Annotated in this window: 12 protein-coding genes and 1 pseudogene; 4 read left to right on the forward strand and 9 right to left on the reverse strand. The window is 68.4% G+C overall.

Translation table 11 applies throughout. The features are described from left to right. The first annotated feature begins 163 nt into the window (after nucleotides 1-163). Nucleotides 164-535, forward strand: coding sequence for a hypothetical protein (locus ACIBK6_RS40460; RefSeq protein WP_399058160.1), 372 nt, complete (start codon nucleotides 164-166; stop codon nucleotides 533-535). Between the two features lie 818 nt (nucleotides 536-1,353). Here the strand turns inward: ACIBK6_RS40460 and ACIBK6_RS40465 are convergent. Continuing rightward, nucleotides 1,354-2,319 (reverse strand): GlxA family transcriptional regulator, encoded by a 966-nt coding sequence (locus ACIBK6_RS40465; RefSeq protein ID WP_399058162.1) that lies wholly within the window; start codon nucleotides 2,317-2,319, stop codon nucleotides 1,354-1,356. A gap of 107 nt (nucleotides 2,320-2,426) precedes the next feature. Between ACIBK6_RS40465 and ACIBK6_RS40470 the strand changes: the two genes are divergently transcribed. Next, the gene (locus ACIBK6_RS40470; RefSeq protein WP_399058164.1) at nucleotides 2,427-3,500 is read left to right on the forward strand and encodes a saccharopine dehydrogenase family protein; all 1,074 of its coding nucleotides are present in this window, start codon (nucleotides 2,427-2,429) and stop codon (nucleotides 3,498-3,500) included. Nucleotides 3,501-3,662: 162 nt separating this feature from the next. Here the strand turns inward: ACIBK6_RS40470 and ACIBK6_RS40475 are convergent, their stop codons facing one another. From ACIBK6_RS40475 to ACIBK6_RS40485, 3 genes are all read right to left on the reverse strand, one after another. After that, the gene (locus tag ACIBK6_RS40475; RefSeq protein ID WP_399058166.1) at nucleotides 3,663-4,088 is read right to left on the reverse strand and encodes a hypothetical protein; all 426 of its coding nucleotides are present in this window, start codon (nucleotides 4,086-4,088) and stop codon (nucleotides 3,663-3,665) included. Then, complete coding sequence (locus ACIBK6_RS40480) at nucleotides 4,085-4,420, reverse strand: hypothetical protein (protein ID WP_399058168.1); 336 nt, start codon at nucleotides 4,418-4,420, stop codon at nucleotides 4,085-4,087. The genes ACIBK6_RS40475 and ACIBK6_RS40480 overlap by 4 nt, the downstream gene beginning before the upstream one ends. Before the next feature lie 157 nt (nucleotides 4,421-4,577). Further along, on the reverse strand, nucleotides 4,578-4,754 hold the full coding sequence (locus ACIBK6_RS40485; RefSeq protein ID WP_399058170.1) for a hypothetical protein: 177 nt from the start codon (nucleotides 4,752-4,754) through the stop codon (nucleotides 4,578-4,580). Nucleotides 4,755-4,876: 122 nt separating this feature from the next. On the opposite strand from ACIBK6_RS40485, the gene ACIBK6_RS40490 reads away from it, so the two are divergent. Then, nucleotides 4,877-5,221 (forward strand): FG-GAP repeat protein, encoded by a 345-nt coding sequence (locus ACIBK6_RS40490; protein WP_399058172.1) that lies wholly within the window; start codon nucleotides 4,877-4,879, stop codon nucleotides 5,219-5,221. Between the two features lie 61 nt (nucleotides 5,222-5,282). On the opposite strand, the gene ACIBK6_RS40495 is transcribed toward ACIBK6_RS40490, so the two are convergent. The 5 genes and pseudogenes from ACIBK6_RS40495 to ACIBK6_RS40515 all read right to left on the reverse strand — a co-directional run bounded on the left by ACIBK6_RS40495 (nucleotide 5,283) and on the right by ACIBK6_RS40515 (nucleotide 10,370). Beyond that, nucleotides 5,283-6,656: a M14 family zinc carboxypeptidase gene (locus tag ACIBK6_RS40495; RefSeq protein ID WP_399058174.1), complete on the reverse strand. Its 1,374-nt coding sequence runs from the start codon at nucleotides 6,654-6,656 to the stop codon at nucleotides 5,283-5,285. A 249-nt stretch (nucleotides 6,657-6,905) separates the two neighbouring features. Further along, nucleotides 6,906-7,607 (reverse strand): annotated as a pseudogene (locus tag ACIBK6_RS40500) (integrase); the annotation flags it as partial. Between the two features lie 262 nt (nucleotides 7,608-7,869). Further along, on the reverse strand, nucleotides 7,870-8,370 hold the full coding sequence (locus ACIBK6_RS40505; RefSeq protein WP_399058176.1) for a hypothetical protein: 501 nt from the start codon (nucleotides 8,368-8,370) through the stop codon (nucleotides 7,870-7,872). 60 nt (nucleotides 8,371-8,430) lie between these two features. After that, on the reverse strand, nucleotides 8,431-9,552 hold the full coding sequence (locus ACIBK6_RS40510; RefSeq protein ID WP_399058178.1) for an NADAR family protein: 1,122 nt from the start codon (nucleotides 9,550-9,552) through the stop codon (nucleotides 8,431-8,433). A 482-nt stretch (nucleotides 9,553-10,034) separates the two neighbouring features. Next, a complete protein-coding gene (locus ACIBK6_RS40515) occupies nucleotides 10,035-10,370 on the reverse strand; it encodes a hypothetical protein (protein WP_399058179.1) in 336 nt (111 codons plus the stop codon). A 197-nt stretch (nucleotides 10,371-10,567) separates the two neighbouring features. On the opposite strand from ACIBK6_RS40515, the gene ACIBK6_RS40520 reads away from it, so the two are divergent. Continuing rightward, nucleotides 10,568-10,906 carry a hypothetical protein gene (locus ACIBK6_RS40520; protein ID WP_399058181.1) on the forward strand — a complete coding sequence of 113 codons (339 nt, stop codon included), beginning with the start codon at nucleotides 10,568-10,570 and terminating at the stop codon, nucleotides 10,904-10,906. The last annotated feature ends 457 nt before the right edge of the window (nucleotides 10,907-11,363 follow it).

Consider the following 11,363-nt stretch of genomic DNA (forward strand, 5'->3'; position numbering starts at 1 on the left):
GAGTACAAGATCCCGCACCGTGTGGCCTGCCGGGTTGTGGGGGTGTCGGAGTCCTGGTTCTACAAGTGGCGAGACGAACCAACGACCGCGCGAGGTCCGGCGAGGGCAAACCGCATTTGGCCTGCGTCATCGATCTCTTCTCGCGCCGCCTGCTCGGCTACGCATGGGCGAGCGGCACGACGCCGAACTCGTCGTCGCCTCCTTGAACATGGCCGCGGCCAGCGACATCCAGGTCAACCACTCACACCACCAGCACAAACCCACCAACCTGACGGGCCATCACCGACACCACCGGGTAGCCGCAGGGGCGTTGGGGGTATCGGAGCGGACGGGTGGCGGTGGCTTGCCAAGCCGCTTCACGCCGATGGTGTGCTCGGCCCCGCCTGGTGTTCGTGGGGTGAGGACGGACCGGTTCGTCGTCACTGCCGAGGTCCGGGCGCTGGTGGCGCTTCAGATGGGAACGTGGCGGCTGTTCACCGCGATCTGGCTTCGCGCGCTGCCCGTCAGTCACCTCCGGCTGCTGTGCCGTCGCTGACCACGTTGCGCCGTGCGCTGCGCCGTGATCTGTCACCGGGGGAGCGGGCGGGGCTTGGTGGGGAGCGGGCCGCGCGTGAGCATGATGTGTTCCTGGCTCGGCCGCCGGGGTGGCTTCCTGTCCCAGGCGGTGACCGCTGCGTTCGACGTGCTGGTCGTGACAGTGGAGGAGCTGCCCGCCTATACCCCGCATCTCAACGCCCACTGCGAGCGAGTAATCGGCACTATCCGGTGCGAGGTCCTCGACCACATCCTGCATTACGAACGAGGCCCACACCCGACAGGTCCTCGCCGAGTACCAGGACTACAACAGGCATCGGCCACACCGATCACGGGACCAACGACCGCCCGAGGCCGGGGAGCAGCCGACGGTCTTGCACCAGCTCGTGATCCCGGACTCCTGCCTACCCCGATCCTCGGCGGGGTCATCAGCGAGTACCGATATGCCGCTTGAGCTGCAGAGATGACTTTTCGAGCCCCGCAAGCTGCATGGTGACGGCGCTCGGTGTGTTCACGGCGGCCGCGGCACTCGCGCTGGGGACTCCGAATGCCGCGTACGCGGCTGAGGGGGTATTGATCATCGACGGTGTGGCTCATGAGGATCCGAGCGGCTGCTTCCCCCTCGGGGACTTCGTGCCGTCCGTGGTGACCAACCACACGGACGCGGTCGCCGAGGTGCACTCCGGGCCCAACTGCACGGGACAGGTCGCCTGGTTGATCTACCCGTTGAGACATACCGCCCGAACGGGAGCCGGAGCGTGTTCGTCCCTTGAAGCCGGTGTCCCCTCGGTCCGCGCCGGTGCTCGGACCGAGGGGATGTCAACGCATGCCGAAGGTGCGCCGGTATGCCTCGGGCGGCAGGCCCGTGACGCGGGCGAAGTGGCGGCGCAGGGTCGCGGACGTCCCCATGCCCGTGCGCGCCGCGATGTGCTCGACGCTGTCGTCACCCGACTCCAGCAGCTCCTGAGCCAGCCGTACGCGCTGGCTCAGCAGCCAGCGCAGCGGCGAGGTCCCGGTGACGGTGTGGAAGTGCCGGGCCAGGTTGCGGCTGCTCATGGCCGCCTGCCGGGCCAGGTCCTCCACCGTGAGCGGCTGGTCGAGGCGGTCGAGGGCCCAGGGCAGCAGGTCGGCGAGCGGGTGGTCGCGCCCGTGGGTCACCGGCGCGGGGATGAACTGGGCCTGGCCGCCGTCCCGGTGCGGCGGTACGACGAGGTGGCGGGCGAGTGCGTTGGCCACCGTCGCGCCGTGGTCGGTGCGGACGATGTGCAGGCACAGGTCCATCCCGGCGGCCTTGCCCGCCGAGGTGAGGACGCCGTCCTCGTCGGTGAAGAGCACCCCGGCGTCGACCGTCACCTTCGGATACCGCGCCGCGAGCAGGTCGGCATGAGCCCAGTGTGTGGTGGCGCGGCGGCCGTCGAGGAGCCCCGCCGCGGCCAGCACGAACGCCCCGGTGCACAGCGAGACGATGCGGGCGCCGGCGGCGTGCGCGGCGCGGACGGCGTCGATCAGCTCGCCCGGCGGGTCGCCCTCGATGTCGTCCTGGGCCGGGACGATCACCGTGTGCGCGGAGGCGAGGGCATCCAGACCGTGGGTGGTGTCGGCGCGGAGCCAGCCCCCGACACGGGCCTGCCGCGAGCCGCACACGCGGAACGAGTACCAGGGATCGACCAGCTCGGAGTGGTCGGTGCCGAACACCTCGCAGGCCGCCGCGGCCTCGAAGAGCATGCTCCCCTCGGCGACGGCGAGCGCCACGGTCCGGCCGTCCGAAGTCGCAGATGTACTCATGTCCGAAACTGTACGCCCCATGTCATTCCGGCCGCTGGCGCATGTGGATCCGGGTCCCGCACTATGGCGTCACACCACCTACCACCTGCAGAAACCGGGAGCCAACGATGAGTTCCGCCCTTTCCCCCATGTCTGTTCCGCACGCTGTCACCTGGCCCGACGAGCGGCCTGTCGCCGTCATGGGGGCCGCAGGCCACACGGGCCGCTTCGTCGTGAAGGAGCTCCTGAACCGGGGTGCGAGAGTCGTGCTCGTAGGCCGCGACGCGGCGAAGCTCGACGGGCTCGGCGCGCTCGCTCCCGACGCACCCGTGCGCGTCGCGTCGACCGGGGACGGGGCCTCCCTCGACCGCGCGCTGGAAGGCACTTCGGCGGTCGTCAACTGCGCGGGTCCGTTCCTCGCGACCGCGCTCCCCGTCGCCCAGGCGGCACTGCGCGCCCGCCTCCCGTACCTGGACGTCGGCGCCGAACAGGCCGTCACGGCCGCGCTGTTCGACACGTACGACGCACGGGCGAAGGAGGCGGGCATCGTCCTCGCGCCCTCGGTCGCGTTCTACGGCGCCGTTGGCGACCTGCTGGCCACCGCGGCCCTGGGCGACTGGACGGAGGTGGACGAGGTGGTCCTCGCGTACGCCCTCGACAGCTGGCTGCCCACCCTCGGCAGTCGGCTCACCGGCAAGAGCAACGCAGGGCAGCAACTCACCTACACAGCAGGCAAGTTGAGCCCCTTCGACTACACGCCGCAGGAATTCCCGTGGGAGTTTCCCGAGCCGTTCGGCACGCAGGACGCCGCTCCGTTCGCGACGGCCGACCAGGTGACCGTCTCGCGCCATGTGCGGACGCCCGAGGTGCGTGCCGTGATGAACCTCGCGCCGCTGCGGGACGTACGGGACGCGACCACACCCGAGCCCGTCCCCGCCGACAGCAGCGGGCGCTCGGCGCAGACGTTCCTCGTCGAGGCGGCCGTCCGCAGGGGCAGCGAGACGCGCCGCGCGGTCGCGGGCGGCCGTGACATCTACGCGGTCACGGCACCGCTCGTCGTCGAGGCCCTCGCGCGTGTCCTCGACGGACGCCTCCGCGCGACGGGCGTGGTCGCCGCCGGGGAGGCCTTCGACGCGGCGGACTTCCTGCGCGCGCTCACGCCCGAACACTTCACGCGACTCGACCTGCCGACGCCCGCGTAGACCCCGAAGTCACCTTCGGGGTACGTGTGTGCTGAAGCCCTCTGGGCCCTCGCGCAACGCCAGCGCGAGAACGCTGCCCCATGAAACGCTCCCTACATTGTTCTGCGGGAACCTCCATCCTGAAAACCGGACCCTCGGTAGGAGCGTTACAGGGGCGGCACTCTAGCGAGTTTTCTTGAAGGTGAACTTCTTCGCGGAGTCCTCGGACACCGGAATGTAAATTCCGTCTCGACCTTCGTCTCCCATGACGCGCAGGTGAAGGCCTCGCGTGGCTCCGTCATCCTGGCCGAGCGCCAGGTCGATCTGCTGATCGTCGAGAGCGGGCTTCTCCGCCAAGGTCCACGTCCCCTTACCGGTGAAGGGCTCGGTGGGGGAGTCGTCCGGGAACGAGAAGCGGAGGGGTACATTCACTGCGATGAGAGTTCCGTCCTTGTGGAAAGTCAGCTCTGCGCCGCGGTTGCCGGACCAGGAGCCCACGAGATCATCACATTTGGCCGAGCCTCCGAAAGGGTTCAGGAGGCAGAAGGCCGCCACGATCAGCCCAACAACGCCCACCACGACGAGTGGGACGATCAACTTCAACTTCATTTCTCTTCCAGTTCCTCAGTCCAGCTGACCCTCTGCTTCTTGGTCCGCATAGGACCGCCGAACCAGTCAGCGGCTGAGTCGACCGGGCCGCCGATCCACTTGTCCCACGCATCGCGGGCGATCGGAGGATGCACCAGAGAGTTGAATGTGGTCTCGTCCTCGACCGTGATTTTAACCTCGACCTTCTTACCCTCCTCCGAGACGACCTCGTAGGAATAGTCGTAGGAGCCGACGAAGATCGATGTGGAAGTGCCGTACTTCCCGCCGGAGTACGGGCCCCTGGACCCCAGCGACGAAAAGGCGGTCGCGGAGTTCACCGCTGTGCTCGCCATCCGGCAGAGGCCAGCGCCGTAGACCGGCCGTGGCCGGGTGGCCATGAGCAGACCGACGAGCTGTTCACGGGGTGCTCGGCTCACATGGGCCGGTTGGTCTTTCCGTACTGATGAACGTGCCCTCAGAGGGCTCACCGCCGCTGCTGTGTCGGCGCGCTCAGCGCCTCTTGGAGACCGAGCGGAATTCACCGTGGTGCACGGCAGCTTCGTTGAAGCCGAAACGCTCACCGATCGTCATATACCGGTCTAGCTGGGGTTTGTCGATCGGGATCCATAGCGCCTTCATGGCCCGCAAGAACAAACGGAACCCAAGGTCGGGGTCGACTTCGGACACGAGGTGCTCAAGGGCGGGCACTACTCCGGGAACCGAGCCGTACGGATTCACTTGGTCGGCCGTTACCAGCGCGGGCCCAGCAGACCCGCCTGGCGGCCATCATCCCGGACGTCACCTCCGTCATGACCGCCGGTGACTTCAACGGCGACGGCCTCACCGACATCGCCGCGATCTGGCCGAACGGCTCCCTGCGCCTGTACCCGGGCACCGCCGGTGGCACGCTCGCCGACAACAGACCGATGCGGATCGACGAGAAGACCAACTGGAACGAGATGCTCCAGCTCACTCGGTACAAGGCCGACAACTCCGGCCGCGACGGCCTCCTCGCCGTCTGGGGCCGCCGGCCCCAGGGCCGCCCTGTACGCGTACTCCACCGGCACCGACGGCAAGCTCACCGGCCAGAGCCGCAACATGTGGCGCGACGCGTCCTGGCAGCACATGATGCGTGCGCCTTCGCTTGGGGATGACGCCCCAGGCGGCAACAGGGCTTGGTGAACCTGGACAAGGCGGCTGTCGCTGTCGGCGGGATCAGTGCTTGGCGGCACCGGTGGTCTGGTAGGGCGCCGCCGCGTGCTGGGCCGCGTACAGCAGGGCGGGCTTCAGCTTGGGCCAGAAGTAGCTGTCCTGGCAGGAGTAGGGCGGGGTGAATCCGTCGCAGCCGCGGCGGTCGCTGTCGCCGATCTCCATGGTGAAGCTGGCGAGGCCGAGTTTGTCGAAGGTCCAGTCGTCGGTGCCGCCGGACGCGTCGTACAGGATCTCGCCGGCCTGCCCGGACTTGTAACCCGTGATCGAGCCCATCTCACTTGCCAGGGCGCGCAGCGCGGAGTCGTTCCCGGTGTGCGCGGTGTGGTCGAACCCCCAGGGCAGCAGCACCATGTTCGCGTCGCCGTGGAGGCTGATCATCATGCCCCGGGCGTCGGCCGGCGCGGGGTCGCCGTTCCCGGTGCCGGTGCGCACGGCCGGGTACAGCTGCCGGAACAGGCCTTCCAGGGCGGTGTTCTCCGGCTCGGAGTCGGCGGCCGGGCCGAGGTACTCCTGGCCGCACGGCTGCCGTGAGGTGCCCAGACCGCCCCAGTGGGTACTGGCGTTGCGGTTGAGGTCGATGCCGATCTGGCCGCTCCGGCCGCAGGACGCGCCGTGGGAGTTGTCGGCGTTCTTGCGCTGGAGTACGGGGTTGTCGCCGCCGGAGGCGACGATGTCGACGCCGTCCGGGTTGGCGATGGGAACGACCCACATCTCGGTGGTGTCCATCAGCTTGGTGATGTCGGGGTCCTTGCCGTACTGAGTCGTCAGCTCGTCGATCCACCGCAGGGCGACCTCGCCGGTGGTGATCTCGCGGGCGTGGATCTGCCCCATGAGGAAGAAGCGGGGCTTGGTGGAGTTGGGGTTGAGCGCGCAGTCCCCCGGTCGCATCTTGGTGACGCAGATGGCCTTGAGGTCCCGCCCACTGGCGCTGTCCTGCTTCTTCCGCCAGGACTGCCCGTACGTGATGACCGTGGCCAAGTCCGGGTGCTGCGCGGCGACTTGGTCGAGGTGGGCGTAGTTCCCGTCGACGGTGCGGTAGCCGCCATTGTAGGTGTCACCGGCGGCGGGCCGGGCGGTGTTGGGGGTCGGCCGCGGCTGGGTCTTGACGGCGGTCGGGCTGAATCCGATGTGTCGCAGGGCGGCGGCGGTCGTCGGATCGCCCAGGACGAACAGCTCGTTGCCCTGGCGGCGCTCCAGGAGGTCGAACCCGGCGGCGACGAGGGTTTGCGCGTCCTGGGTGTGCCGGATCGGTACGCGGTAGGTGACGAGGGTGTCGGGATGCGGGGTGGGGGTGTCGGCTGTGGCCACCTGGGGAAGCGCGGCGGCAGCCAGGACGAGGGCTCCGGCGGCCATGAGCGCGAGACGTCTGCGGGACATGAGCGGGCCTTCCGTGGGGGGGGGAGTACGGGGGCGCGCGGGGCCGACGAAGAAGCCCGGCGGGCCTCGCGGGCGCCACGAGCCGTCGCCTTGTGCCTTATGCCGCGAGGCTAGTGGCTTGTGGCGGCTCGTGCCTCGGCAGCGGCGGAAGTGGGTGATGTTCGGGGGCATTCAGGTGAGGGCTTGCGTGGGCGGCTCTGCTGATGCCGACAGGCGGGCCGTCGGCATGGTGGCATGCACACGCCATTCAGCGAAAGGTGACGCTTCTTGGATCTCCACGCCGTCGGCGTCGAAGGAGCGGGTGTACTTGCTGTCCCGGTCCCAGATGAGGAAGCGCAGCGAGTCGATCCGGCATCCCAGGGTCATCGCGAAGTTCCTGGCCTGCTGGACGGTCCACGCGGAGGTGGGGTGGGCGGTGATGCCGGCGAGGTGGAGGCGCCGGTGCCGTGCTCGATGAAGACCAGGGCGTACAGGCGCTTGAGTGACACGGTGTCGAGGTGGAGGAAGTCGGCGGCGATAGTGCCGTGGGCCTGGGCGGTGAGGAACTGGTGCCAGGTCGGCCCGGAGCGTTGTGGTGCGGGGGCGATGTCGGCGGCGTGGAGGATCTCCCAGACGGTGGACGGGGCGATCGGGTAGCCGAGGCGGGGGAGGGCGCCCTGGATCCGCCGGTGGCCCCAGGTGCTGTTCTCGCGGGTCAGGAGCAGGACGAGCTGCTTGACGATGGGCCTGGTGGAAGGTCGCCCGGGGCGGCGCTGGGTGAACGTCCACTTGCGGGCGAGGAATTGACGGTGCCAGGCAAGCAGTGTGGTGGGGGTGACCGCGAAGACCTGACGCCGGCGCTCCCGAGGGATTAGCCGGGAGAGTGCGGCGAGCCAGACTCGGTCGGTCGGCTCGTACCGGACCCGGGCGATCTGATGGCGGCACCACGTTCTCATGCCGCAATGCCAACACCTCTGCGTCCTTGGACACGCGGCTACGCGGAACAGCAGCGGGCCGTGATCATTCGCCAGGATCAGCAAACGAGCAGGCCACAGCCCCGAATCGTATTTTCGAGCGGGACAGACCCAGCCAGCCAAGAACCGCAGAGTGCCCAGGGCTGACGGGGGAGATCCACGTTCTTCAAATGCCCCCGGGGCGGGGGACCCCTGCCGGAGTAACTCACCGTTGCTCTACCTGGGGCCTCGACGGAACCAGCGCATGGTGGGAACGAGTTTCAGCTGAGTTGCTTGGCGATGTCCAGGGGTTGAGTGTTGGTCACTTGGGGGCCTGTTGTGTCGATGATGAAGGTGTATGTGCCGTCGGACCAGGTCACTGCGCGATTGCTGTTCTTGTCGTTGTCGAGATGGCCGGGGTAGCCGTTGACGGTGACGGCGGTGCCGGCTGCTTCCTCGGGGCTCTTCCCGCTGATCTGCGTGATGCTCAGGGACGGCTGCTGTGCGTCGCTGTGGTAGAAGCGGGTCCAGGCGGGGCCGGGGGTTGTGGTGCGTTCGAAGGGGGACGGGAGGGGGCGTTGGCCGGCGTCGTCCTGGTAGACGGTGTCGGTTGGGTGGTAACCCGGCGGGAGGTATCGGGGGGCGGCGAGCCGGGTGCCGTCGAATGCGGTGATGGTCCAGCCCGTGACCGCGTCGATAAGGTGCCGTGCTTTGAGCGGATCCTTGAGTGTGGCGGTGCCCCCCCCACGAAGCAGGATCGTCGAAACCCGGAGAGGGCACACCCGGTTCAGTGACAGATCCTGACGCTGTCGGGAACCTGGGGACTCGCGTGCCCGGTGCGGTCAGAGCCCCGGGATTCCGACCCCCCGCGCACACAGTTCGGAGCGGACGAGTTCGAGGATGCGGTCCGTCCAGTTGCGGCCCCGGCCGGCGTTGTCACCCCAGAAGGCCGAGTCCGCGTCGTCGTAGATCACGGTTGCGTCGTTCGTTGCCAGAAGGATCTCGGCAAGGTCGGGGTGTTGGTCGTACTTGGCGCGCAGCAGGCTGGTCATGACGGCGGTACGGGCTTGCTCCCAGCCCTCGCGGCGTGGTGCCTCGGCCGCGAGCGTGCGCGCGGCGGAGGAGGTGTCTGCGTTCATGATTGCTGTCCGGACCTCGGGCTGTGTGACGGACAGAGCCCAGTAGGCGTGAGCGACCGAGGGGTAGCTGATCTCCCCGATGGTGATCGGGGCGGGGTAGTCATTGCGCAGGGCCAGTGTGCCCGGGTCCGCCACGGACTTGCTCGGATACGAGTGGTACAGCTTGATTGCCGGGGCGCGCGGGGCCACCGGCCCGTCCGCTGAGACCCGTGTGCGCCGCTCATCCATCCACCGGGCCCGGTCCTCGAAGTAGGCGACCGCTCTGTCGTAGACTTCCTGGGTAATGGGCTGATCGAACGGGACATAGGTCTGGCCGCCGGGCCCGGCCACGAGCACCCGCAGCGGCCAGTCCTTGGTGTCCATGTCGCCCAGTGCGTAGCGGCGCTGGGACATCGGGATGGCCAGGAACGCGGCGCGGGCCGCAGCCCGGTTCTCCTCCGTCCGGTTGCCGAGGAAGGTGTCGACAGCCGCGAGGCAGCGGCCCGTTGAGTCGGGCCGCCCGTTCAGCTGGTCGATGGTGTCCTGTACTTCGGCGACGAGCAGGTCGGGGGTGAGCCAGGCGCGTGGCTGGCTGAACTTCCATCTGGCCAGATCGTGCGCGGATGCCTCGGCTCCATCCGGGAGGGTGGTGGCCACCCAACCGCTGCGGAGCTTCTCCTGGAACTCCTCGACGGTGACCAGACCCCAACAGTCGATGAGCCCGTCGGCGTAGATGAAGAGGTCGGTAAGGAAGTAGGTGCCGCCGTTGCAGATGAAGGCGTGCCGCCAGGTGCCGGGTATGCGGACGCCGTCCGCCGTGCGATGGGTGGTTCGCTTGCCGATCATCCTGTGATTGTGCCGCAGCGGCCGCCACGAAGATCTCGCTCTTTCATTGGGCCGTCCCCGAGGTTCAGCACACCCGTCGACGCGGCTTGAAGACCTCCGAAACGTCAGATCCTGCACCTCGTCACAACTATGTGTGTGGCAAGAGGCTGACCGCGTCGATGCCTCAACACGCGCATCTTGACAGGGAACTGGAGTGGAGCGTCCACCTCGCGGACAAGCCGTTCCTCGCCGTGACCGAAGGGCTCGACCTGTTGGACCGGGCACTGCACCCGCGTCGCAGGGCGGTCAGCGGCATCCTGCCCCGCACCCCCCAGGGATCTGAGTGGCGGGCCGGTCGGCGACGCGTAGGACACCACTCGGCTCCGCACGGGAGCACCATGGCGTCCGGCACCCGTTGCGGTGCCCTCATGAGGGCACCGCAGGCTGCTACTTCGGTAATGGGAAGTGGGTGGGGTGGGTCATCGTCGGCGTACCGCGCCGATTCAGGCGGGCTGGGCCATGGTGGCGAAGACAAGCATCCCTTCGGTCACCTGGAGCGGTCCACGGACGGACGGGTACTGGATCCAGAGGACGACCACCATCGCCATGAACAGGAGGTAGGCGAGAGCGCCTGGGGCGAGCGCCGCGGTCCTCCACCGGGAGGCCGGCCAGGCCGCCGGTACCGGTGCCGGGGGAGCGGCCGGGGTCTGTACGGGAGCGGTCGGGGCGGCGGGGGAGGGGTTGGTGGGCACGGTGATCCTTCGGGACGGGGACAGGCCCCGCTGCTGGATCCCGAAGTCGTGGAGGCCGTCATGCAGTGCCTCGACTGGATGCGTCACGCCGAGACACGGCCGGGTTTCGGCGTGATCGGCTTCCGCTCCTGAGGCGTGGCGCGACGGCACATGACCTCGGAGTCGCAAGGTCCGCGACGGAGTCGCTCGCTCTTTCGGGTGGGAGCACCGCGGACGACGTTGTGCGCCGGAGGGTCGGGGGCACCTCTGTCGTGTCCGATCAGACCTCTGCCGAAAGGGCTTCCATGCGTATCCGTACCGTCCTTGCTGCTGCGACCCTGGCCGCTGTCACCGTCCTGGGTGGGGCGGGCGCCGCAGCTGCTGCTGACGACGACGGCATGGCCACCGGTACCGGCCAGCACGCCACCAACGGGATGACTGACGATCCCAGTCAGCTCGACTCCGCCCAGGACCGCCCCGACGCACCGGGTGACTCTGCCCAGGATCGCCCGGACGGACGGGGTGACTCCGCCCAGGGTCGCCCCGACGCACCGAGTGACTCTGCCCAGGACCGCCCGGACGGACGGGGTGACTCCGCGCCGGCCCGCCCGGACGGACCGGGTGATGCCGGGGCGCTGTCGTAGTTCCACTGTGCTCTGTGGCCCTCGTCCCGGCGAGGGCCACAGGCGTGCTCTCGCCAGTCACGGTGTTTCGAGTGGTTTCGGTTGGTGGTTGCTGAACCGCAGGGATCATCAGCTGTCACCACCGGCTTCATGCAGAGAGTCTCAGTGGCTGCCTGTGCGGTGCACCGAGGGACTGAGGCTCAACCTCGGGAGTGGACACCGGGTTTCATGCGATGAGTGACAGCGTATGTGGTGCGGTGAGTTGTTGTTCGAACCGGCTGGTGTGAGGTGACCGAGGGTGGAGTGGCGGCGCTGCCGGTTGTAGTAGGCCAGTCAGTGGAACAGCTTGAGGCGGGTCTGTGCCTTCGATTTCCAGCGGGGTCCCCTCTCTGTCAAAGTGTGTCAAGTCAGGCATACTGGATGATTCATTGAGTCGAGGGCGGAGAAGGAGTAGTGCCCCAGGTGGCCAGCACCAACG

Source organism: Streptomyces sp. NPDC050485 (assembly GCF_044458185.1).
In the GTDB taxonomy this organism is placed as follows: domain Bacteria; phylum Actinomycetota; class Actinomycetes; order Streptomycetales; family Streptomycetaceae; genus Streptomyces.